Below are 22489 nucleotides of genomic sequence, written 5' to 3'. Positions count from 1 at the left end.
ATGGGCGCCGGAACAGCGGCGCTGGCGCCGGCATTGGCGGCGGGCCGGGTTCGCATCGACGGTCGACGCCGTCGTGCGGCGCGGCGGATTCACGGAGCCGACGTGCGGCGGTGTGCGCATGTTCGGGACGTCCGGTCGCGGCACCACCGGACGAGGTCCGACGGCCCAGGTCTGGGCATGGGCCAGTGGAATATTAATGTGATGATTATGTGATCATAAGGCGGCTATAGTGCGGAGGTTGTCGCGCGGCCATGGGCCCGCCTCAAGGAGAGGACCCAGCCCTGCTCACGGTCGATCACGCACCGCGCCGCCACCGCATCCACTGGCGTGCCGACATGCCCCTGCTCGGCGGCATACGCCCACCCATCGCCATACTGCTCTGTCTGCTGCTGGCGGTTGCCGCCACCACCGTGCTCACCATCTCGCTGACCGGCCGACATGACGTGCCGCAGGCCACGCGCGACTCCGAAAGCGCGATCGCCGCCGATGCCGCCAGCTCGCTGCGCACCTCGGTGGAGGCCGAAGCCGACGCGCTGCGGCACGCGACCCGGACGTACAAGCCGGCGAAGAACGCCGCCCCGTCGGCGGTGGTCCGGGCGCTGCTGGCCACCCGGCCGACCGCGCGGGGCGCCGGCCTCTTCGATCCACGCACCGGGCATCAGTCCGCGGCCGGCGGCGAAACCCTGTCGCTGGTCGGGGTGGATGTGGTGGCACAGGACCACGACAGCCACGGCGGCGACATCCCGGCGCGGCTGACCCGCTCGGACGGTGGCACGCCCCGGCTGCTGTTCTTCAGCCGGATCAAGTTGCCCGATGCCGCGAAGGGCGCGGCCGCATCACGGCGGCGCACGTGGCTGCTGGTGGTCTCCGAGCCCGTGTCGCTGCCGCCGGTGCACGGCGAAGGGCGCACCGTCCGGCTCATCGACGTCGACGGGAACGTGCTCAACACCGGCGCCGCGGGGACCACGGCGCCCACCGCCGCCGACCGTGCTCTGGCCGAGACCGCCGCCGACACCGCGCACCGCGGACCCCGGACGACCGACACCTCCGGAAGTCTGCTGGGCGAGCGGGCAGCCGGCCGGCGCACCCTGGCCGGCTGGGCTCCGGTCGTCCCCACCGGGCATGCTGACGCCACCCGCGACCTCGGCCTGACGGTGCTCACCTCCCGCCAGGTCGCCTCCTCGACCGCCGGCGCCGGCCATGTGCGTTTTGCCGCGGTGGCGGCTGCGGTGCTCGTCCTCATCGCGCTGCTGGTCACCGCGGTGCTGACACTCACGCTGCAACGGCCGCTGCTGCGGCTGCACCTGTCGGCCACCCGGCTGGTCCGCGGCGCCCACAACGTACCGGGCGCCGACGCCGAGGAGGATGACCTGACCCGGCCGGTCCCCCTGCCGCGGTTCGGCGAACCCGCCCGCATCGGCCGCGCGTTGGAGTCGATCCGCCGTCAACTCACCGATCAGGCGGGACCGGCCCGGGTGCCGAGCCGCCGCCGCCTCGGGTCCCGGAGCGTCCTCGCCGTCTGCGCGGTGCTGATCGCCGCCTGGGCCCTGCCGATGCTGTTCCTGATCAACCGGGCGCAGGCAGCCACGAGCATCCCCGCCGTCGTCGTCGCCGACCAGCAGGCCCGCACCCAGGCCGCCGCCGACCGGGTCCGGCAGTCGCTCGACCAGCGCTACACCGACCTGACCGCCCTGACCCGTACCCTCGCGGGGCGGTCCCCGGACAAGGACCGGTCACCGATGCAGCGGGTGCTGGACGACCATCCGCAGTACCGGTCGCTGTACGTACTGGACCGCGCCGGAGCCATCCTGGAACGGGTCGGCGCGGAGCCGCTGCGCACCATCACCCACACGCCGACCGGTAGCGGTATCACCACCGTCAACACCTCGGGTCGTATCCCCTCGATCGCCGCCTACGCGCAGATCCCGCCGGCCACACCAGGCGCCGTGGCGAAGGCACACGATCCGGTCGTCCTCTTCGGCGAGATCGATGTGCGCGCGTTGGACCGCACGCTCTCCCGGCCGAGCCTGGGCAACGTTTGGCTGACCGATCAGCGGCACCGGGTGCTCGCCGCGAACGTCGGCTTCCGCGCCTTCCAGACGCTGCCCGACCACCGGCTGACACGGCTCGCCGTGCAGACGGAGGGCGCAGCCGGTACCGCGGGCGCTTCGAAGTCGGCGGTGCTCGACGCGGACGCCGCGCCGATCGGCAAGCAGTCGGTGGCCTCCGCGGCACCGTTGGCGCTGTCGGGGCCGGCCGCCGGACTGGACTGGCGGGTCGTCTCCGCCCGGCCGGCCGCTTCGCTGCGGTTGACCGCGTACCAGGTGCAGTGGCGCACCATGCTCGCCGGGCTGCTCGCGCTGAGCGCGGGGGTCGCCTGTCTGGGCTGGCTGCATATCGTGGCGGTCCGACCGCTGCGGGCGCTGGCCACCCTCGCGGAGCGGCTGGCCGGCGGCGACCGGCGCACCGTCCTCTACCCTGTCAACCACGACGAGACCGGCTCGGTGACCCGAAGCCTCGAACTGCTCCGGCAGGCCCTGGCAGCGACCGCCCGCCCGTCCGGTCCGGGTGCCCGTCTCCCCGTCCCGTCGGCCACCCGCGAAACCGCGCCACGGTCTTAGCAGAAACGAATCGACGTGCTGTTCCTCTATCTCGTGCTGCTGTCGTGCTGCACCGTGCTGCTCGTTGCCGGTGTGGTGGAACAGCGCCGCCACAACGCCTCGTTGGACCAGATACCGACGCGGGTGCTGGTCAACGGTATCCGCGGCAAGAGCTCGATCACCCGGCTGTGCGCGGGTGCGCTTCGCGGCGGCGGCATGGTCACCGTCGCCAAGACCACCGGTACCGCGGCCCGGTTCATTCACCCGGACGCCACCGAGGAGCCGGTGTACCGCAAGTTCGGCCTGGCCAACGTGGTCGAGCAGATCGGCATCGTGCGACGGGCGGCGACCTACCGGCCGGACGCGCTGGTGATCGAGTGCATGGCGGTGATGCCGGCGCTCCAGGAGATCAACCAGGAGAAGCTGATCCGCTCCACCATCGGCGTGCTCTGCAACGTCCGCGAGGACCATCTCGCCGAGATGGGGCCGACCCTGGACGACGTCGCCCGCTCCCTGTCGCGGTCCATGCCGATCGGCGGCGTCTGCGTCACCGCTGAGCGGGACCGGCTGCATATCCTGCGAGAGGAAGCCGCCAAGCGCGACTGCCGCCTGATCGCGGTCGATCCGCAGACCGTGACGGACGCGGAGCTGCGTGGCTTCAGTTGGTTCACCTTCAAGGAGAACGTCGCTATCGCGCTGGCCGTCGCCGAACTACTGGGCGTGGACCGGCAGACCGCGCTGCGCGGCATGTGGGACGCTCCTCCGGACCCCGGCGTGCTCTCCGTCGAGCGGTATGTGACCGCCGAGGGCAAGCGGCTTCGGTTCGCCAACGTCTTCGCGGCCAACGACCCCGAGTCCACGCTGATGAACGTCAGGCAGCTCGAGGAGCTCGGTGCGATCCGCCGTCCGCTGAACGTGGTGATCAACTGCCGTCCGGACCGTGTCGAGCGCAACGCCCAGATGGGCGCGATCATCCCCGACCTCGACCCGGAGGCGGTCTTCCTCATCGGCCACCCGGTCAAGAGCGCCCGCGACGGCATCCCCGCCGACTGGCCCGGCCGCGTTGTCGACCTGGGCGGCGATCGCCGAGACCCGCGCCTGCTGACCCGGGACATGCTCGCCGAACTCAGCTTCAGTTCCTCCCTGGTGGCGATCGGCAACATCCACGGCCAGGGCGAGCTGTTCCTGGAGTGCCTCTCGGAACTGCCGCTGGACGACACCGATGAACCGGTGACGTACGCCCTGGAAGGCGATCCGGAGGACACCATGCAGATCGCGGTGGGCCGCCCGCCGGAACCGGAGCCGTACAACTGGGTGGCCGCTCTGGACAACCCGACGCCGCACAGTCCGTACGCCGCCCTGCCCGCGCACGTGCCGAAGCCGCGTGAAGCCGAGCCGTACCCGTACGGCGCCGACGACCGCGACCACATGATGAGGAAGCCGCTGTGATCCCCGCCGATGTCACCCCGCAGATCGCCGCTCTGGGCATCGGTCTCGGCCTGGTCTTCTCACTGATCTGCTACCTCACCACCAACCTGTCGCCCGGTGGGATGATCACCCCGGGCTGGCTGGCGCTGACGTTGATCACCGACGTCGGCCGTGCCGGACTGATGGTCGGCGTGACGGTGCTGACCTTCGGCGCCACCAAGCTCCTCCAGCGCAACGTGATCCTCTACGGCAAGCGGCTGTTCGCGGCCGTGGTGCTGGTGGCGGTACTCCTGCAGGCCACCGTGATGCTCAGCCTTCAGCACGAGTACCCGCTGCTGTACACCACCCAGACGCTGGGCTTCATCGTGCCCGGCCTGATCGCCTACCAGATGGTGCGTCAGCCGATGGCTGCCACCGCGGTCTCCACGACCGCGGTGACGCTGGCCGCGTACGTCGTACTGGCCACCGGGCTGCTGCTCGGTGTGCTGCCCACCACCTGATCCGTCCCCGCGCCCCGCACCCGAAGCCGTATCCGAACCCGAGGAGACCGTGTCATGAGTCCCGATCCGTCGCACCGCGGCGTCCCGACGCGCGGAGTCGGCCGCCGCAAGGTCCTGGGCACCATTGCGGGCGTGGCCGTGGCCGGAGCGGTGGGCGGGTATGCCGTCGATCGTGCCCGCGGTCACGGCGACGGGTCGGACGCCGCCGCTCCGTCGCAGGACAGCACGCCGCCGACGGCCGTGCCCACCGGCGGATACCGGTACGAGCGCCTGTCCAAGCCCGCTCGCACGGTGGTCCGCTCCGCCGACGGCGGAGTGCTGGCCACCTTCACCGACGGTGCCCGCACGGCCGTGCTCACCGGCCCCACCCGAACCTGGAGCGAGCCGCGCACCACCAGCGCAGTGGTGCGCAGCGATGCCTGGGTACGGCTGATGCCGCACGAGTGGAGCCACGGGCGCGAGCAGACCGCGTGGTTCCGCGGCTGGTTCCCCAAGACGCTCGCCGACCGCGGCGCGGACGTCATCGCCACGGCCTTCGAGTACGGCGACGGCGCTCCCGTGCGCCGCAACGCGGATGGCCTGCGATACGCCGGCGACGCGGCCTTCGGCCCCAAGGTGCCCGGCGAATCGCAGACGTCCTTCCACTACCGCGACGAGAAGTCCGACTTCTACGACTACCTCGGCATCCCGTGGACCTTCCCCGACGGCACCCACATGACCCCCGAGCGGGCCCGCTACGGCGATGTCGACTGCTCGGGCTTCATGCGCCTGGTCTGGGGCTACCGCAGCGGCTACCCGATGCACACCACCAACACCCCCGGCATCGGCCTGCCCCGCCGCGCCTACGCCATCGCCGCCTACGCGCCGGGGGTGCTGCTGATCCCGGACACCAAACAACAGCCGACCGACCTGAGCACACTGCAACCGGGCGACCTGGTGTTCTTCGCCATCAACATCGGCAAGCCGCTGGCCGTCGACCACTGCGGGCTCTATCTGGGCCTGGACGACCAGGGACATCCGCGGTTCTACTCCAGCCGCTCGCAGGCCAACGGCCCCACGATGGGCGACCTGGCCGGCGTCGCCCGCCTGGACGGCACCGGCTTCTACGCGCAGGGGCTGCGAGTGGCCCGCCGGCTGTGAACCGCTGTTGTGCGTGCCCGGCTTCAGCGTCGGCCGGACGCCGACCGCAGCATGCCCGAACCGGCCGTGGCGGCGTTGCGGCCCGGCCGTAGTCCGTGCTCCAGGGCAGTTCGCCGGGCGGGGTAAGGGTGGTGACGCGGCCGGGCCTTGCCCCCTGATCTTGGACGCGGTCCACCAGCATGGTCAGCAGCCCGGCGGACAACGCGCTCGCCGGGTCCTTCCACGCAACGTTCGAGCCCGGGACCTTCCAGGGCCGAAAAGGCCGGCGTTCCAAGATCCGGGGTCAAGGCCCGGTCCGGTCGGCACCCGCTTGCCGGACACTCTCGCGGGCTTCATCGAGCCGCTCGGCCCCCTGGGGTGGCGCGGCGGGCGAGTATTCCTCTGCGCGGTGTTTCTTCGAGTGCCGCTCCGGTGGACGGTTCCGGGGAACCTTCGGCGGAACTCGCGGTCACGGAGGCGGCCCGGCGCCCGCATCGGGAACAAGGCGCATTGGTCTGGGAAGGGTCCGTCACCGGCTGCAGAACGTATCCGTGCCCCCATGCCGTGTCCAGGGTGAGGCCGACGATGGACAGCCGCTGCCGCAGGCGCATGATGTGCAGGTCGAACGCGTTTCGTGTCGGCAGGTCGGCTGACCGCTCACGCAGCCGCAGCAACAGTTCGTCGCGCTGCACCACTTCTCGAAAACGTTCGATGAACAGGCCCATCAGCCAGCTCTGCGTGGCGGTCAGGCCGACCGAGCGGCTGCCGAACCCCAGCACGTCGGCCGAGTTCAGCGAGGGACGGCGGGTGCGCACCCGCGTCCGCAGGGTGGCTATGCGGATGTCCAGGTCGTCCTGGGATATCGGGGGACGCACCCAGTCCTCGTACGGATGGACACATAAGGGCGGTGGTGCACCGCCTTCGACGACCAGGAGATGCGGGATACCGCCCCGTTGGCACTCTTCACGCAGTTCCGACTGGGCGGGCCATCTGATGAGCAGCACATCAGGAAACGTCGAGCGCGGTGACATTTTTCCTCCAACCCGAGAAACTTGCCGGTGGGCGGAAGTGGCGCGCCGATGCTGTTATCCCTTCGGTGTACTTCGGCGTGTCAATTCCTGCTTGCGTCGTGTGCTCTCCACCTTCGTCAGCCACAGCGACTGGCACAGGGCGATGAAGACCGCCCCCGCCAGCCAGAGGCACGCCGCATGGAACGAGCTGTCCGTGGCCGTGCCGTTCGTCTCCAGGACCATCACGAGCACGGCGGTGCCGACCGCCCCTCCCACCCGCTGGATGATGTTGGCCTCCGAGGTGGCGTCGGGGAGTCGTTCACGTGGCACGGTGGCGTACGCGACCGACAGGGACGGCATGGCGGAGAGCCCGAGGCCGAAGCCCACGGCGGCCTGCAGCGGCAGCAGGATCAGGTATCCCGTGCGCGCGTCGAGGAACGCCATCGGCAGCACGCCGGCCAGGCTCAGCGTCAGGCCGGCCGCGGAGACGATGCCGCCGCCGACACGGTCGGTGATCGGCCCGCCGAACGGCATCGACAGCGCGGACCCGCAGCCGATACCGAGCATGAGCAGCCCCGAGGTGACCACGCCCTCGTGGCGGATGAGCTGGTAGTACAGCGGCAGCAGGATCATCGTGCCGAGCAGGGCGGCGCCGGTGAAGAACACCGAGGTGGTCGCGGCCGTGTAGACGCGGTTGCGGAACAGCCGCAGGTCGAGCACGGGTGTGGCGACGGTGAGGCTGCGCCAGGCGAACAGCCCCATCGCGACGATCCCGGACAGCAAGGTGGCGAGCACCCGGGTGTCGGTCAGCCCCTGGCGCTCGGCGATGGTGATGCCGTAGAGCACCAGCGGCAGTCCCGCCGCGATCAGAAGGAAGCCGCCGAAGTCGAAGGGGCGCCCCTTGGTGGGGACGCCCCTGGGGACGAGCCGGGAGCCGAGGGCGAGGGCGACCACGCCGACCGGGACGTTGACCAGGAACAGCCAGTGCCAGGACAGCGACCGGATGAGCAGCCCGCCGATCGTGGGACCGATGACGGGACCGAGCACCACGACGATCTTCGTGGCGTTCAGCACCCGCCCCATCCGCTCGGGCCCCGCGATCTCGCCGATCACCGTCTGGCCGGTCGGCACGAGCAGGGCGCCGCACAGCCCCTGGACGGCGCGCAGGGCGATCAGTGCGCCGAGGTTCGGCGCCAGGGAACAGGCGGCGGAGGCCACGGTGAACCCCGCCAGCGCCCACAGCCAGAGCCGGCCGGCGCCCATCCGCCGGCTGAGCCACGCGGTGACCGGTAACGCGGCCGCGAACGCGATGAGGTAACCGGTGGCCACCCACTGGGCGTTGCTCAGCGGGGCGTGCAGCACCCCGGCGATCGTCTTGAGACCGACGTTGACCAGGGACGAGCCGAGGGTGGACATGAACGAGCCGGTGATCACCACCGCCGCGACGCGCCACACCTCCGCGGGGACCTTCGGCAGCGTGTCCGGTGGGCGTGGAGAGGACTGGGTCGTACTGGTCAAGGTCGGCTCCGCTCGCCGGGCGTTCGGACAGTGGCAGATCAAGATACGTGGGGAATCCTACTATTGATATTCCCATCAAAGAACTGACTGTTCCATGGGTTTTCCCATGGATGGTCTAGGGTGCGGTGATGACGTCGAACTCTCGGTCGACCCGGCCACGGCCGCCGGTACTGATGCAGCTGCCGGGATTCGCCCTGTCCCACCTGGGCCGGAAGATGCGGGGCGGGATGAAGAGCGCCTTCGCACAGGACGGGCTGTCCGCGCAGGCCCACTTCGTGCTGCTGTGCCTGACGGAGTACAGCGACATGTCGCAGCGCGAGCTGGCCGACCTGCTGCAGATGGATCGCAGCGACCTGGTCAGGCTGCTCGACGTGATGGAGGGCGAGGGCACCGTCCAGCGCAGGCCCGACCCCACCGACCGGCGGCGCTACGCGCTGTCCATCACACCGGGCGGGGTGCGGACGCTCGAACGCGGCGCTCATCTCGTCGACGAGGCGACCGACGCGGCTCTGGCGCGGCTGGACGCCGACGAACGGGAGACGCTCCACCGGCTGGTGCTCCGAGCGCTGGACGTACCCCACGAGTGAGGACCGCGGGAAGGACGCCCGCGCCGCCCCGCACGGGGGCGGCCGCCGCCGAACGATGACGCTCCGTCAGCCGGCCTCCGGCAACGGCGTCACCAGGGGGGCACGGCTCGACGCCCGGTCGATCGCGGCGCAGGCGGGACCGGTGGCGGCGGTCGTCACCAGGGCCATGACGACGTAGCCGAGGAACATCGCGGGCGTCAGCAGCCCGGCGTTGAAACCGGCCTGGAGCACGACGAGTTCGGTGAGCCCGCGGGTGTTGAGCAGCACTCCGATACGCAGGCACTCCAGTGGCGGCTCCTTGGCCAGTCGGGCCCCCGCGTATCCGCCGAGCACCTTGCCGCCGATGCCCAGGACCGTCACCAGCAGGACCGCGGCCCACGGCACCTCCTCGACCTGCCGGGCGAAGACCGTCAGGCCGGTGACGACGAAGAACACCGGCGCCAGCGCGCGCCCGGCCGCCGACACGAGGGCCACGATCCGCTCCCAGCCCTCGGCCGGCAGCGCGAGCCCGAGCAGCATCGCGCCGAAGAACTCGGTCAGGCCCGCCCGTTGGAGCGCGTACGAACAGCCCAGCGCGGCGCATGCCACCAGGACCGCGCACGCCCACGGCCACCGGTCCCGCAGCACCGCGACCGGTCGCAGGCCGACCAGGAACCGGAGCAGGAACAGCCCCGCCACGCCGCCGGCCGCCACGGCGAGCAGTCGCGGGAAGCGGCCGGAGCCGCCGGCCGCCATGCCGAGCGCCAGCGCGAGAAGGACCCAGGTCACCACGTCGACGACGAGAGCGGCGCCCAGGGCCAGCCGCCCCGCCGAGGTGTCGGTGAGGCCGCGCTCGGCCAGGATGCGGGCGAGAACCGGAAGCGCGGTGACCGTCAGGGAGACGGCGAGCAGCAGGGCGAGCGCGGGGGCGGGAGCGGTGCCGCGCAGCGCCGGCCCGCCGTGGGCGAGGACCCAGAAGGCCACCACCGACCCGGCCAGCAGCGGGATCAGGGTCGCGCCGGCCGCGATCACGGCCACGGCCCGGCCACGGCCCGCCCGGGCGCCGCGCCGCAGCTCGTGCCCGACGCCGGCCAGGAACAGCACCAGGCCGATGTGCCCGACCTGACGGAGGTCCGCCACCACGCCGGTCGGCAGGGCGGAGTCCAGCAGGCCGTGCCCGCCGATCGCGATGAGCACCGGTGCGGCGGCCAGCCCGAGCGTGATCTCTCCGATCACCTCGGGCTGCCGCAGGAGTCTGGCCGTGTGTCTGCCGAGCAAGGCGAGCAGGAGGACGACAGCGAGCGCTGCTCCGGCGTGCACGAGCGTGTCCATGGCTGCCCCTTTCGGCGTGCTGTACATGTTCGGGATCACAGAACGTCGGGTCCCACCACACCATCGCCGGGGTTCTCCGGAACAAGATTTCTTGCACGGTTCTTTCATCTCTATCCAGTTCCGAAAGATCGATGAAAGATGCCACGAAGGACCTTGCCCTGCCTGCCAGGGTGCTCTACAGCGAGAAGGCAACTTATTGACCACGGGGGGTCGACAGTGCCTAAAGAGTTCCTGCAGAAATTCAACAGCATCCGGAATTCGAAATTCCGGTTGGTGTGCTTTCCCCATTCGGGTGGATTCGCCGGCGGCTTTCGCGAATGGGCCGCTCTGACGCCGCCGGGAACCGAGCTCATGGCCGTGCAGTATCCGGGCCGGGCCGACCGGTTCGCCGAGCCCGCCGTCGGAATCCGTGAGACCGCTTCGCTGGTGGCGACCGAGCTGCTCGGACTGCCCGCCTCGCCCCTGATCCTGTACGGGCACAGCCTCGGCGCACTCGTCGCCTACGAGACGGCGGTGGCCCTGCGGGACGCCGGATCGCCGCCCACGCGGCTGTGCGTCTCCGGTTCACCCGGGCCCGAGGACGCGGGCGGCGGGACCACGCACCGGCTGACGGACGCCGAACTGTGGTCCGCGGTAAAGGCGTTCGGCACCATCGATCCGGAGTTCGCCGACGACGAGGAGTTCCGCGACCTCGTGCTGCCCGCGCTGCGGGCGGACGTGACGGCGAACGAGACGTACGCGCCGCGGGCCGGCACCGCGCCGCTGCGGTGTCCCGTCCGCTGCTACTACAGCCCCGACGACCCCCTGGCCTGCGAGGCACGGGTCCGGTCGTGGTCGGCCTGCACGACCGGGGAATTCACCCTGCGCGCCCGTCCCGGCGGCCACTTCCACCCGCGGGTCGACCCCCGGGGCCTGGTCGAGGACGTCGTGGGCGCCGACCGGCGGGAGCGGCATCGTGTCTGAGCCCCTGGCGCGCTTCGCGCACCGGCCGCTGGAGGGGATGTCCGTGCTGGTGACCGGAGCCGGCAGCGGCATCGGCCGGTCGGTCGCCGAGTGCCTGACGTCCGCGGGGGCCGGGGTGACCGCCGTCGGACGGCGCGCGGCACCGCTGGCCGAACTGGCCGCGCAGAGCGGCGAGGCGGTCCATCCGGTGACCGCCGACGTGGCCGAGAAGGGGGCCGCGGAGCGGATCGTCGCCGCTGCCGTCGCGCGCTTCGGACGGCTGGACGCGGTGGTGAACAACGCGGGGCTGGCCCGCTTCGGAGCCCTTCAGGACGCGGCGGACGAGGATTTCATGGCCATGCTCCGGGTCAATGTGTGGGCACCCGCCGAGATGATCAGGTGCGCGATTCCCCAATTGCGCAGGAATTCCGGCACGGTGGTGAACATATCCTCCGTGGGCGGCGTCCTGTCGATGCCGGAGCGCTCCTGCTACGGCGCGAGCAAAGCGGCACTCAACAGCCTGACCCGTTCCCTGGCCAGGGAACTCGCCCCGGAGATAAGGGTCAACGCCATTCTGCCCGGCCCGGTCGACACGCCGATGTGGCACGAGACCGGACTGTCGGATTCCGAAAGGAACGAACTGGCGCGGAAACTCACCGAGGCGACCCCGCTGCGGCGTTTCGGCCGCGGCGAGGAGATCGGCCGGTGGGTGTGCGCCCTGGTGGACCCCGAGATGGCCGGCTGGATGACCGGCGCGCTGATCCCCGTGGACGGCGGCCGGGCCGCATGACCGGCGAAGAACAGCGACAGCACCCGGAGGTGGCATGAATCCCAGCAGTGCAGCCGATGTGACCGACCAGACCCCACCGGCCGCCACCGTACCGTCGTCCGCCCTGCACGAGATCTTCCGTGCGGCGGAGGCGAAGGAGCGGCGGACGACGACGCCCGTACTGAAACTCCACGTCGGCGACCCCTACTTCGACGCGCCGCAGGAAGCGGCCGACGCGCTGCACGACGCTCTGCGGCGCGGTGACACCAAGTACACCGGCGTGGAGGGCATTCTCGCCCTGCGCGAGGCCCTGGCGGGCAAGTTGGCCGCCGAGAACGGACTGGACGCGCCGGTCTCCCGGATCTTCGTCACGCCGGGCTCCGCGCAGGGCCTGACCGCGCTGCTGCGGGCGCTGGCCGAGCCCGGTGCGGAGATCCTGCTGCCGGAACTGCACTGGCCGGTGCACCTGCAGCAGAGCCTCCTCGCCGGGCTCCGGCCGGTTTTCTACCCGCTCGGCCCGGGTTTCCGCCCCGACCCGGAGGCGATCCTGGCAGCGGCCGGCCCCCGCACCCGGCTGCTGCTGATCAACTCGCCGGCCAATCCGACCGGCGTCGTGCTCGACGCGCGAGCCCAGCGGGTCCTGCTGGAGGGGGCCCGTGAGCGGGGCTGGCAGGTCGTCAGCGACGAGGCGTACGAGCACTACGTGTACGAGGGCGAGCACTTCTCGATGGCGTCGCTGGAACGCGGCCTGCCCCAGGACCAGCGGATCGTGCACAGCGTCTACAGCTTCTCCAAGAGCGCGGCCATGACCGGATACCGCCTGGGCTACGTGGCCTGCGCGAACGACCGGACGGCGCACGCCATGAGCGTCGTCCAGGAGGCGGGCATCATCTCGCCCTCGACGCCGATCCAGTACGCGGGTCTCGCCGCTCTCGGCGCCCGGGACTCCGTCGCCGCCAACGCCAAGCTGGTCGCGCACAACCGCAACGTGCTGCTGCCGCCGCTGTGTGCGGCCGGCCTGCTCGCGGAACTGCCGGCCGGCGGCTGGTACGCCGTGCTGGACGTCTCCTCGACCGGGCTGGACGCGCAGACCTTCGCCGACCGGCTGCTGGAGACCCACTCCGTCGCGGTGGTGCCGGCGGCCGGGTTCGCGCTGCGGCCGAGGCTGTCCGCGGCGGGCCAGGTGCTGTCGCTCGACGTCCCCCAGTGGGCCCGGTCCCTGGTGCGCATCGCCTTCTGCGGCGACCCCGACCTGCTGCCCCTCGGAGTGGAGAAGATCATCCGCTTCGCCCGAACCTGCGAAGTGGAGCGGGCGCATGGCTGAACTGACGTACGCCGACTACCTGAACCTCGACACCCTGCTGTCCTTGCAGGTGCCCCGCACCACCGACAGCGGCAGGCGGGCGGTGATCCTCTCCGAGCAGTTCTTCGTCGTCGCCCACCAGTCCTGCGAGCTGTGGCTGAAGCAGATCATCGCCGACGTCGAGGCCGCGTCGGACTACCTGCAGCCCGAACACGGCCTCGCCGACGCCGAGTCGAGCGTGGAGTTCCTCGAACGCGCCGCGGAGCTGCTGCGCATCCTGGTGGAACAGGTCGCGGCACTGGAGAAGTTGCCGATCCGCCACTTCGCCGAGTTCCGCCCCTACGTGGGCAGCGCGAGCGGGGCGGAGTCGGAGCAGTTCCGCCACCTCGACGAGTTCCTCGGCGACGACCGGCGGTCGGGACGGCTCTACGAGGCCCTCACCGCGGCCGTGGCGCTCAGCGGCACCTCGGTCGGGGAAGTGTGCCGTCGCGGCCCGGAGGCCGGGGCGTACCACCGGATCGTCGAAGCGCTGCTGGACATCGGCAACCGCTACTGGCACTGGAAGCTCGGCCATCTGACGCTCATGTCGAAGATGATCGGCGTGGGGCCGGGAACCGGCGGCACCAGCGGTGCCGACTACCTGATGGCACGTGTCACCCTGCCCTTCACCGAACTGCGGCGGCTGCGCGGACAGCTCCACACCGAAGGCACCGCACCCACCGGGCTCGCGGACCGGACGACGGCATGAGCGGCAACCCGTTCGACGACGAGCAGGCGCGCTTCCGCGTCGTGGCCAACGAGGACGGACAGCACGCGCTGTGGCCGGAGTTCGCCGCGGTTCCCGCGGGCTGGCGCTGCGTGTCCGGCCCGGACGCCCGCGCCCGGTGCCTGGACTACATCGAGACGCACTGGACGGATCTGCGTCCCGTCCGGCTGTGCGGATGAGGGCGGAGGCCGCGGCCGTGCCCTCACGTATACCCGACTGCCCGCTGGCCAGGACGGCCGAACAGATCGGACCGTGGTGGACGTTGGAGATCCTCCACGAGACGTACGACGGCTTCACCCGGTTCGAGGAGATCCGGCGCAACCTGGGGATGCCCGCCGGCCTGCTGGCCGACCGGCTGTCCACACTGGTCACCGCCGGGCTGCTGACGACGGCGCCGGCCGACGAGACGAACGGCGGCGGAGACGGCCACACGGGCCGTGACGCCGACGCCGACGCCGATACCGATCCCGATCCGGACGCAGGCGCCGCCGCCGGCCGAACCGCCTACCGCCCCACCGCACTCGGACGCTCGCTGCGCCCCCTGGTCCTCGTCATGACGGCCTGGGGCAACCACCGGCTGCCGCCCGAGCGGCGCGGCCTGATCCTGGTGGACGCCCGCACCGGCGTCGAGGCGGACCCCGTCGTGGTCGACCGGAGCACCGGCCGGCCGCTCGACACCGCCGAGTTCATGTTCGCGACCGGCCCGGCGGCCGGCCCGGCCCTGCGCGAGCGCTATCCCCGCCGCCCCACCCCGCCCACCTCGGCATGACGCGCTCCGGCGCCGAGTGCCCGCTGCCACGCCGCGGCCCCCAGCCCCGGCCCCCGCCGGGCTCCCACCCGTCGCACGCCGAACAGGAGACCCCCCTATGTCCACCGATCCTGCCGGGACGCCACCGCGCTATCCCATGCCCCGCCCCGCGGGCTGTCCCTTCGCTCCTCCGGAGGAACTCCTGCGCCGCAGCCGCGAGGAACCCGTGTTCCCGGTGTCCCTGTGGAGCGGCAGGAGTCCCTGGTTGGTCACCCGCTACCAGGACGTCCGCACCGTGCTCTCCGACACCCGGTTCAGCGTCCACCGGGCGCTGCCCGGCTTCCCGGCCAGCTCGCTCGGCCAGGTGCTGCGCGACCGTATCGCGCCCACCTTCGTGGGCATGGACGATCCGGAGCACGCCCGGCACCGGCGCATGCTGATCGCCGAGTTCGGGGTACGGCGGATCGCCGCCCTGCGTCCGGTGGTCGAGGAGACGGTCGCGGACCTGCTCGACGAGATGGCCGCCCGCACCGGCCCCGTCGATCTGATGGAGGCCCTCGCGATCCCGCTGCCGTCCATGATGATCTGCCGCATCCTCGGTGTGCCCTACCAGGACCACGAGTTCATCGAGAAGCACCTGCGCGTCCGGCTGGACATCCACTCGGACGCCGACACGGTCACCCGCAGCAGCAACGCGATCGAGGCGTACTTCGTGGAGCTGATCCGCGCACGCGAACACGAGCCGACGGACGACCTGCTGGGCAGGCTGGCCCGGGACCGGGTACGGACGGGCGAGCTGTCCCGGCAGCAGGCGGCGTGGACGGCCGCGCTGTTGCTGGTCGCCGGCCACGCCACGACGGCCCACATGATCGGCCTCGGCACGATGGTCCTGCTGGCCGACCCGGCGCGGGCCGCGCTGGTGCGCGACGGCGACGAATCCCAGGTGGCCACCGCCGTCGAGGAGTTGCTGCGGGTGCTGACGGTGACCCACACGGGCCGGCGCCGGGTGGCGAAGGTGGACATGGAACTGGGCGGCGTCCGCATCCGCGCGGGCGAGGGGGTCATCGGGGCGGCCGAGCTGGCCAACCGCGATCCCGACCAGTTCCCCGACCCGCAGACCATCGACCTCGCCCGTACGCCCAACCACCACCTGGCGCTCGGCTTCGGCATCCACCAGTGCATCGGTGCCAGCCTCGCCCGCCTCGAACTGCAAGTCGCCTACCCGGCGTTGCTGCGGCGGTTTCCCGGGCTTCGGCTCGCCGTCCCAGCCGGCGACATCGAGGTCGTGGACGCGTCCGTCGTCCTGGCCTCGCCGGAGATACCGGTCACCTGGTGACCGTCCCCCAACACCGACCCGAGACGAGGGAACATGACGCAAAGCGTGGTGATCGTCGGCGGAGGCACCGCCGGCTGGATGACTGCCACCTACCTGAAGGCGCAGTTCGAGGACCGCGTCGCGGTGACGCTGGTGGAGTCGGCGAACGTGTCGACCATCGGTGTCGGCGAGGCGACCTTCAGTACGGTCCGGCGCTTCTTCGAAAGCCTCGGGCTCGCGGAACACGAGTGGATGCCCGAGTGCCATGCCACGTACAAACTCGCGATCCGCTTCGAGAACTGGCGGGCCCGAGGGCACCACTTCTACCACCCGTTCGAACGGCCCCGGATCGTGGAAGGGTACTCGCTCGCCGACTGGTGGCTGCACCGGAGCGGCGGCGGGCGCTTCGACCAGGACACCTCGGTACTGGCGGCGCTGTGCGACGCGCAGAGCTCACCCCGCTACCTCGACGACGCGCTGATGGAACAGGACTTCGTGGAGGACCGCGAGGACAGCATGTTCCGTGCCACGCCCGAGGGCCACACCACCCAGTTCCCCTACGCCTACCACTTCGACGCCACGCTCCTCGCGGGGTTCCTGGCCCGCTACGGGGCGGACCGCGGGGTGCGGCACGTGCGCGACGACGTGACCGACGTCGCCCTGGACGAGCGCGGTCGTATCCGGCACGTCCTGACGAAGGAGCACGGCCCGCTGGCCGGGGACCTGTTCGTGGACTGCACCGGCTTCCGGGGCCTGCTGATCAACAAGGCGCTCGGCGTGCCTTTCCGTTCGTACCAGGACAGCCTGCCCAACGACAGCGCGGTGGCCCTGCGCGTCCCCGTCGACATGAAGGCCCGCGGTATCAGGCCGTGCACCACGGCCACCGCGCAGGACGCGGGCTGGATCTGGACCATCCCGCTCTTCGGCCGGCTCGGCACCGGCTACGTGTACGCGAGCGACTACTGCAGCCCCGAGGAGGCGGAGCGGACCCTGCGCTCCTTCGTCGGCCCCGACGCGGACGCCCTGGAGGCCAACCACATCCGGATGCGTATCGGCCGCAGTGAGCGCTCGTGGCACGAGAACTGCGTCGCCATCGGGCTGTCGAGCGGCTTCGTGGAGCCCCTGGAGTCCACCGGGATCTTCTTCATCCAGAACGCCGCGGAACAACTCGTGCGGCACTTCCCGTCCGGCGCGGACGACGAGGGGCTGCGCGCCGCCTACAACCGGCAGGTCGCCCATGTCATGGACGGCGTACGCGAGTTCCTGTTCCTGCACTACTACGCGGCGGCGCGGCAGGACAACGACTACTGGCGGGACACCAAACACCGTCCGATGCCCGACGGGCTCGCCGAACGCGTGGAGCTGTGGCGGCACCGGCTGCCCGACCAGGAGTCCGTGTACCCGCACTTCCACGGCTTCGAGCCCTATTCGTACGTGGCGATGCTCCTCGGTCTCGGCGGTCTGCCCACCCGGCCGCTGCCCGTCCTGGACGTACTGGACGACACCGCCGCCCAGAAGGAGTTGCGGCTCGTGCGCGACCAGGTGCGCACTCTCGTCGGCCGACTGCCCAGCCAGTACGAGTACTTCTCGCACCTGGCGGCCCGGTCGGCCGGGACCGGAGGCTGAGTCCGTGGGACGCCCCTCGCCTCTCTCGCCCACCTCCCCCACCTCTACCGCCTCGCCCACCTCCGCCGCCTCGCCCACCTCCGCCGCGGCGACGGCCGACACGCGCCCGCCGGCCGTCGCGCCGGACCGGTTCCGTTCCCTGATGGCGACGTTCCCCTCCGGCGTGGCGGTGGTGACGGCGATGCGTCCCGGCGAGCCGCCACGAGGTCTGACCTGCTCCTCGCTGTCCAGCGTCGCTGTCGAGCCCGCCACCTTGCTGGTCTGCGTGCGGCAGGCCAGCCCCACTCTCGGGGCCCTGCTGGACACCTCGTCCTTCGCGGTCAACCTCCTGCACGACGGGGCCCGTTCGGCGGCACAGGTGTTCGCCTCCGGCGCCGCCGACCGCTTCGACCGGGTGCGGTGGACACACCGACCCGGCTTCGCGGGGCCGCACCTGGTGGACGACGCGCATGCCATCGCCGACTGCCGCGTCGCGCGCACCGTCACCGTGGGCGACCACACCGTGGTGTTCGGCGAAGTGTTCGAGGTGAGCCCGCCGCCCGCCCGGCAGCCCGGACCGCTGCTCTACGGGCTGCGCCGCTTCTGGTCCCTCGACCCGGAGCCCTGCCCGGTCAACCCCGCCCGCCACTGACATCGATCCGAACCAGGAGGACAGGCAATGGAGTTCGGCCTCTCACTGCTGCCCGACACCGGCCCGCAGGAGCGCTCGGGCCAGGAGTACTACGCGAACCTGCTGGAAGTCTGCCGGCAGGCCGACCGCCTCGGCTACGAGTACGTGAAGATGACGGAGCACTACCTCCGCCCGTACGGCGGCTACTGCCCCAGCCCGCTCGCCTTCCTCACCGCCGTCTCCACGGTCACCCGGCGGGTCCGGCTGATGACCGGAGGCATCCAGGCGTCCTTCCACCACCCGGTCCAACTGGCCGCGCAGACCGCCCAGGCGGACGCCATCAGCGGCGGCCGGCTCGACGTCGGCTTCGCCCGCGCCTTCCTGCCGTACGAGTTCGAGGCGTTCGGCGTGGACCTGGACAGCAGCCAGGAACGCTTCCGGCACACGGTCCGGGCGGTCCTGCGGCTGTGGACCGAGCCGTCGGTCAGCGAGGACACCCCGTACTTCTCGTACCGGGACGCCACCTCCTATCCGCCGCCCGCCCAGCGACCGCACCCGCCGGTGTGGGCCGCGGCGCTGGTCACCCGCTCCAGCTTCGAGTGGATCGGTGACATGGGCCTCAACCTGCTCATCTCCTCGCCGCCGCGCACCGACGACCTGGCCGCGACCCGTGAACTGATGGACGTCTATCGGCAGCGCTTCGCGGCCGGCGCGGGAGACGGACGCCGCCCGAAGGTCGCGGTGAGCGTCCCGCTGCTGCTCGCCGAGTCCGACGAGGACGCCCGGGAAGAGGGCAGGACCCTGCTTCGCCGGCACTGGTCCCGGTTCAGCGAGGCGGCGGCATCCTGGCAGAACCGCACCTCACCCGCGTACGAGGGCTACCAGGCCGCCGTGACGAAGAAGTTCGGCAACGCGGTGGGCGACGCCGAACTGGAGTCGACGGCTGTCTTCGGCAGCCCGGACCGGGCGCTGGAGAGGATTCGGGCCATCCAGGAGGCGCTCGGGCCGGAGGTGCTGCTGTGGCAGATCGACTTCGGCCAGCAGTCGCTGAAGTCCATGGAACGCACCCTGACCCTGTTCGCCGACCAGGTGCGCCCGCGCCTGGCGGAAAGCTGAGGACACGGAGAGGAAACGCTATGGAACCCGACACGGCGAACCACCCGGTGCTCCTGTTCCCGGAACTCTTCGAGGCGGCGGTGGGGCGCGCCCCGGACGCGGTCGCGGTGGTGCACGGGGACACCACTGTCACCTACGGCGAACTGAACGACCGCGCCAACCGGCTGGCACGACGGCTGATCGCGCTGGGCGTCGGCCCGGACGCCCTGGTCGCCGTGGCGGTGCCCCGGTCCGTGGACCTCGTGACCACGCTGCTCGCCGTGCTCAAGGCGGGCGGCGGCTACCTCCCCCTGGACCCGGCCCACCCCGCGCAGCGCCTCGCCGGCATGACCGCCGACGCCGCGCCGGTCCTGCTGGTGCGCGCCGGACGGACCGGGGTCGCGGCACCCGGCGTGCCCGAACTCGTGCTGGACGATCCTGACACCCGGGCGGCGTGCGGGCGGGAGTCCGCCGGTGACATCCGGCAGGAGGAGCGGCTGTCGCCGCTGACGTCCGACCACCTGCTGTACGTGATCTTCACCTCCGGGTCCACCGGCACTCCCAAGGGCGTGGCGGTGACCCATCAGGGCGTTCCCGACCTGGTCGCCACCCAGCGGGCCCGGTTCGGCGCCCGGCCCGGGGAGCGGGTGCTGCAATGGGCGTCGGTGAGTTTCGACGCCGCCTTCTGGGACCTCTCGCTCGCCCTGACCTCGGGCGCCACGCTCGTGCTCGCGGACGCCGAAGCGGTCCTGCCCGGACGCCAGTTGACCGATCTGATGATTCGCCACGACATCACCCACGCCGTGCTGCCGCCCGCCGTGCTGAGCCTCACCGACAGCGCGAGCGTCCTCAAGGGCGGAACCATCATGTCGACCGGCGACGCCTGCACCCCGGCCCTCGTACGCGCCTGGGCGCCCGGGCGGCGGATGTTCAACGGATACGGTCCGACCGAGGTCACCGTCGGGGCCACCATCTCGGGGCCGCTGGCGGCCACGGACGACGTCACCATCGGCGTCCCCTGGACCGGCGGCCGGGTGTACGTGCTGGACGAGCGGCTGCGGCCGGTCCCGGAGGGCGAGGAGGGCGAGCTGTACCTCGCCGGGGCCGGCCTGGCGCGCGGCTACCTCAACCGTCCCGGGCTGACGGCCACCCGGTTCCTCCCCGACCCGTTCGGTCCGCCCGGGAGCCGGATGTACCGTTCCGGCGACCGCGGCGGACTGCGCGCGGACGGCGAGTTGCTGTTCGCCGGGCGGGCCGACGGACAGGTCAAGCTGCGGGGTGTCCGTATCGAACTCGGGGAGGTGGAGGCCCGGCTCGCCGACCATCCGGAGGTCGAGGTGGCGGCGGCCGTGGTCGACGGTGTCCTGGCGGACGCCGTGCTCGTGGCGTACGTCCAGCCGCGGCCCGGCCGCGTGCCGGACCCGGCCGCCCTGCGCCGGCACGTCGCCCAGGCGCTGCCCGCCGCCATGGTGCCGGCGAGCGTGGTGGTCCTCGACACCGTTCCCCTGACCGTGAACGGCAAGATCGACCGGCGGGCCCTGCACGACCGGCCCCGGGTGACGGTTCTCCACCCGCCCACCGCGACCGCGGGGGAGGGCGGGTCCGCCGAGGACGGGTCCGCTGGGGACGAGTCCACCGAGCAGGCCCTGTGCCGGTTCGTCGCCGAGCTGCTGTCGCTGCCCGCGGTGCGCCCCGGTGACAACCTGTTCGAGCTGGGCGGCAACTCCCTGGTCGCGGCCAAACTGGCGATCCGCATCCGCGGCGAGCTCGGACTCGGCGTCACCATGCGATCGGTGCTGCAGGCACAGACGCTCACCGAGCTGGCACAGGCGGTGCGGGGCGCAACGGCACCGGTGGCGGCGTCCGCGGTGAACGCGCCCGGCCGGTCCGAGGAGCGGTCGCGATGAGCGCGGGCTCCACGGCACGGGCCTTCGACCTCACCGATCCGGCGACCTTCGCCGGTGACGAGCAGCACTCGTTCTGGAGCGAGGTGCGCCGTACCAGCCCCGTGTACTGGCACGAGGGGGCGGACGGGCGCCCGGGGTTCTGGGTGGTGGCCTCCCACGCCGACGTACAGGGGTGCTACAACAGCCCGAAGACGCTCGGTTCGGCGCGCGGCACGGTCCTCGGCGTCCTGCTGCGCGGCGACGACTCCGCCGGGGGCCGGATGCTGGCGGTCACCGACCGGCCGCGCCACCGGCAGCTGCGCAACCTGATGCTGCGGGCCTTCTCACCCCGCATGCTCTCGGACGTCGCGGAGCGGGTACGGAGCCGTACGGCGGCGTTGGTGGCCGAAGTGGCCGGGCCGGGCACGTTCGACTTCGCCACCGAGGTCGCCGACCACCTCCCCATCCAGACGATCTGCGACCTCCTCGCGATCCCCTGGGAGGACCGCGGACAACTGCTGGAGTGGAACAAGCGGACCCTGTCCTCGGCCACCGCGGAGCCCGACGAACTCGACGCGCTCAGCGCCCGCAACGAGATCGTGCTCTACTTCATGGACCTCGCGGCGCGGCGCCGGGTCCGGCCGGACTCCGACGTGGTCAGCATGCTGGCGACCGCCGAGGTCGAGGGCGCCCGACTGCCCCTGGAGAACATCGCGCTCAACTGCTACAGCCTGATCCTGGGCGGCGACGAGTCCTCGCGCATGGCCGCGATCAGCGCGGTGCACGCTCTCGCGCTCCATCCCGGACAGTGGCAGGACCTGCGCGAGGGGCGGGTGCCGCTGGACACGGCGGTGGAGGAGCTGCTGCGTTGGGCGACGCCGGCACTGCACTTCGCCAGGACGGCGGCCGTCGACACCGTCATCGGCGGGCAGCGGATCAGGGCCCGGGACATCGTGACGCTGTGGAACGTCTCCGCCAACAACGACGAGGACGTCTTCGACTCGCCGCGCACCCTGAACCTGTCCCGTACCCCCAACCAGCACATCGCCTTCGGCCGCGGCCCCCACTTCTGTCTCGGCGCCTTCCTCGGCCGGGTGAGCCTGCACGCCCTGCTCGCCGCGCTCGCCACCACGGTGGAGGAGGTGGAACTCGCCGGTCCGCCGGTCCCGGTCTACTCCACCTTCCTCCAGGGCTACCGAAGCCTGCCGGTGCACCTGGCCTGAGGGCACACAGGCCCCTCGGCCGCCGCCGTGAGCCACCGTGTAGGCTGATCGTTCACCCGAATGACGGCCACCGTTCACGAATTGGCCGTCAGGAGTTCATCGTCTACATTTCTGTAGACACTCTGCCTCCACG

20 protein-coding genes are annotated in these 22489 nt (G+C 71.6%); 17 read left to right on the top strand and 3 right to left on the bottom strand.

Annotated elements, in window-relative coordinates; all coding sequences use genetic code 11:
- Positions 1–335: 335 nt before the first annotated feature.
- Genes OG370_RS32620 through OG370_RS32605 form a run of 4 tightly spaced genes read left to right on the top strand, consistent with a single transcriptional unit; the run spans position 336 to position 5668 of the window.
- Positions 336–2621 carry a cache domain-containing protein gene (locus OG370_RS32620; RefSeq protein WP_328470600.1) on the top strand — a complete coding sequence of 762 codons (2286 nt, stop codon included), beginning with the start codon at positions 336–338 and terminating at the stop codon, positions 2619–2621.
- A 15-nt stretch (positions 2622–2636) separates the two neighbouring features.
- Positions 2637–4049 (top strand): poly-gamma-glutamate synthase PgsB, encoded by a 1413-nt coding sequence (gene pgsB, locus OG370_RS32615; protein WP_328470598.1) that lies wholly within the window; start codon positions 2637–2639, stop codon positions 4047–4049.
- Positions 4046–4528 carry a poly-gamma-glutamate biosynthesis protein PgsC/CapC gene (locus OG370_RS32610; RefSeq protein WP_328470596.1) on the top strand — a complete coding sequence of 161 codons (483 nt, stop codon included), beginning with the start codon at positions 4046–4048 and terminating at the stop codon, positions 4526–4528. Before pgsB ends, OG370_RS32610 begins: the two co-directional genes overlap by 4 nt.
- A gap of 54 nt (positions 4529–4582) precedes the next feature.
- Complete coding sequence (locus OG370_RS32605; protein ID WP_328470594.1) at positions 4583–5668, top strand: NlpC/P60 family protein; 1086 nt, start codon at positions 4583–4585, stop codon at positions 5666–5668.
- Positions 5669–6000: 332 nt separating this feature from the next.
- Here OG370_RS32605 and OG370_RS32600 read toward each other — a convergent pair whose 3' ends face one another.
- Positions 6001–6651: a helix-turn-helix domain-containing protein gene (locus tag OG370_RS32600; protein WP_328470592.1), complete on the bottom strand. Its 651-nt coding sequence runs from the start codon at positions 6649–6651 to the stop codon at positions 6001–6003.
- An 81-nt stretch (positions 6652–6732) separates the two neighbouring features.
- Positions 6733–8175 carry an MDR family MFS transporter gene (locus OG370_RS32595; RefSeq protein WP_328470590.1) on the bottom strand — a complete coding sequence of 481 codons (1443 nt, stop codon included), beginning with the start codon at positions 8173–8175 and terminating at the stop codon, positions 6733–6735.
- Positions 8176–8303: 128 nt separating this feature from the next.
- Between OG370_RS32595 and OG370_RS32590 the strand changes: the two genes are divergently transcribed.
- A complete protein-coding gene (locus OG370_RS32590; protein ID WP_328470588.1) occupies positions 8304–8762 on the top strand; it encodes a MarR family winged helix-turn-helix transcriptional regulator in 459 nt (152 codons plus the stop codon).
- A gap of 66 nt (positions 8763–8828) precedes the next feature.
- On the opposite strand, the gene OG370_RS32585 is transcribed toward OG370_RS32590, so the two are convergent.
- On the bottom strand, positions 8829–10073 hold the full coding sequence (locus tag OG370_RS32585; RefSeq protein ID WP_328470586.1) for a cation:proton antiporter: 1245 nt from the start codon (positions 10071–10073) through the stop codon (positions 8829–8831).
- 138 nt (positions 10074–10211) lie between these two features.
- Here OG370_RS32585 and OG370_RS32580 point away from each other — a divergent pair, with 138 nt between their 5' ends.
- The 12 genes from OG370_RS32580 to OG370_RS32525 all read left to right on the top strand — a co-directional run bounded on the left by OG370_RS32580 (position 10212) and on the right by OG370_RS32525 (position 22356).
- Entirely contained in the window at positions 10212–11036 is an 825-nt protein-coding gene (locus OG370_RS32580; RefSeq protein WP_328470584.1) for a thioesterase II family protein, read from the top strand.
- The gene (locus OG370_RS32575; protein WP_328470582.1) at positions 11029–11805 is read left to right on the top strand and encodes an SDR family NAD(P)-dependent oxidoreductase; all 777 of its coding nucleotides are present in this window, start codon (positions 11029–11031) and stop codon (positions 11803–11805) included. The genes OG370_RS32580 and OG370_RS32575 overlap by 8 nt, the downstream gene beginning before the upstream one ends.
- Positions 11806–11839: 34 nt before the next feature.
- Entirely contained in the window at positions 11840–13108 is a 1269-nt protein-coding gene (locus tag OG370_RS32570; RefSeq protein ID WP_328470580.1) for a pyridoxal phosphate-dependent aminotransferase, read from the top strand.
- A complete protein-coding gene (locus OG370_RS32565; protein WP_328470578.1) occupies positions 13101–13835 on the top strand; it encodes a tryptophan 2,3-dioxygenase family protein in 735 nt (244 codons plus the stop codon). The genes OG370_RS32570 and OG370_RS32565 overlap by 8 nt, the downstream gene beginning before the upstream one ends.
- Positions 13832–14032: an MbtH family protein gene (locus OG370_RS32560; RefSeq protein ID WP_328470576.1), complete on the top strand. Its 201-nt coding sequence runs from the start codon at positions 13832–13834 to the stop codon at positions 14030–14032. Before OG370_RS32565 ends, OG370_RS32560 begins: the two co-directional genes overlap by 4 nt.
- A 17-nt stretch (positions 14033–14049) precedes the next feature.
- A complete protein-coding gene (locus tag OG370_RS32555) occupies positions 14050–14622 on the top strand; it encodes a winged helix-turn-helix transcriptional regulator (RefSeq protein ID WP_328470574.1) in 573 nt (190 codons plus the stop codon).
- Positions 14623–14719: 97 nt separating this feature from the next.
- Positions 14720–15937 (top strand): cytochrome P450, encoded by a 1218-nt coding sequence (locus OG370_RS32550; protein WP_328470572.1) that lies wholly within the window; start codon positions 14720–14722, stop codon positions 15935–15937.
- Between the two features lie 33 nt (positions 15938–15970).
- Complete coding sequence (locus tag OG370_RS32545) at positions 15971–17542, top strand: tryptophan halogenase family protein (protein WP_328470570.1); 1572 nt, start codon at positions 15971–15973, stop codon at positions 17540–17542.
- A gap of 142 nt (positions 17543–17684) precedes the next feature.
- Positions 17685–18173: a flavin reductase family protein gene (locus OG370_RS32540; protein WP_328470568.1), complete on the top strand. Its 489-nt coding sequence runs from the start codon at positions 17685–17687 to the stop codon at positions 18171–18173.
- 27 nt (positions 18174–18200) lie between these two features.
- The gene (locus OG370_RS32535; protein WP_328470566.1) at positions 18201–19268 is read left to right on the top strand and encodes an LLM class flavin-dependent oxidoreductase; all 1068 of its coding nucleotides are present in this window, start codon (positions 18201–18203) and stop codon (positions 19266–19268) included.
- A gap of 20 nt (positions 19269–19288) precedes the next feature.
- Positions 19289–21154 (top strand): non-ribosomal peptide synthetase, encoded by a 1866-nt coding sequence (locus OG370_RS32530; protein ID WP_328470564.1) that lies wholly within the window; start codon positions 19289–19291, stop codon positions 21152–21154.
- Positions 21151–22356: a cytochrome P450 gene (locus tag OG370_RS32525; RefSeq protein WP_328470562.1), complete on the top strand. Its 1206-nt coding sequence runs from the start codon at positions 21151–21153 to the stop codon at positions 22354–22356. Before OG370_RS32530 ends, OG370_RS32525 begins: the two co-directional genes overlap by 4 nt.
- The last annotated feature ends 133 nt before the right edge of the window (positions 22357–22489 follow it).

Source organism: Streptomyces sp. NBC_00448 (genome assembly GCF_036014115.1).
Classification (GTDB): domain Bacteria; phylum Actinomycetota; class Actinomycetes; order Streptomycetales; family Streptomycetaceae; genus Actinacidiphila.
The sequence above is the reverse complement of the archived record's forward strand: the minus strand, read 5'-3'. Positions and strand labels throughout refer to the sequence as shown.

Coding starts and splice junctions, on each gene's coding strand:
- OG370_RS32620 (WP_328470600.1), top strand. CDS start 336: ATGCCCCTGCTCGGCGGCATACGCCCACCCATCGCCATACTGCTCTGT.
- OG370_RS32605 (WP_328470594.1), top strand. CDS start 4,583: ATGAGTCCCGATCCGTCGCACCGCGGCGTCCCGACGCGCGGAGTCGGC.
- OG370_RS32590 (WP_328470588.1), top strand. CDS start 8,304: ATGACGTCGAACTCTCGGTCGACCCGGCCACGGCCGCCGGTACTGATG.
- OG370_RS32585 (WP_328470586.1), bottom strand. CDS start 10,073: ATGGACACGCTCGTGCACGCCGGAGCAGCGCTCGCTGTCGTCCTCCTG.
- OG370_RS32580 (WP_328470584.1), top strand. CDS start 10,212: ATGCCACGAAGGACCTTGCCCTGCCTGCCAGGGTGCTCTACAGCGAGA.
- OG370_RS32570 (WP_328470580.1), top strand. CDS start 11,840: ATGAATCCCAGCAGTGCAGCCGATGTGACCGACCAGACCCCACCGGCC.
- OG370_RS32565 (WP_328470578.1), top strand. CDS start 13,101: ATGGCTGAACTGACGTACGCCGACTACCTGAACCTCGACACCCTGCTG.
- OG370_RS32560 (WP_328470576.1), top strand. CDS start 13,832: ATGAGCGGCAACCCGTTCGACGACGAGCAGGCGCGCTTCCGCGTCGTG.
- OG370_RS32550 (WP_328470572.1), top strand. CDS start 14,720: ATGTCCACCGATCCTGCCGGGACGCCACCGCGCTATCCCATGCCCCGC.
- OG370_RS32545 (WP_328470570.1), top strand. CDS start 15,971: ATGACGCAAAGCGTGGTGATCGTCGGCGGAGGCACCGCCGGCTGGATG.
- OG370_RS32540 (WP_328470568.1), top strand. CDS start 17,685: ATGGCGACGTTCCCCTCCGGCGTGGCGGTGGTGACGGCGATGCGTCCC.
- OG370_RS32535 (WP_328470566.1), top strand. CDS start 18,201: ATGGAGTTCGGCCTCTCACTGCTGCCCGACACCGGCCCGCAGGAGCGC.
- OG370_RS32530 (WP_328470564.1), top strand. CDS start 19,289: ATGGAACCCGACACGGCGAACCACCCGGTGCTCCTGTTCCCGGAACTC.
- OG370_RS32525 (WP_328470562.1), top strand. CDS start 21,151: ATGAGCGCGGGCTCCACGGCACGGGCCTTCGACCTCACCGATCCGGCG.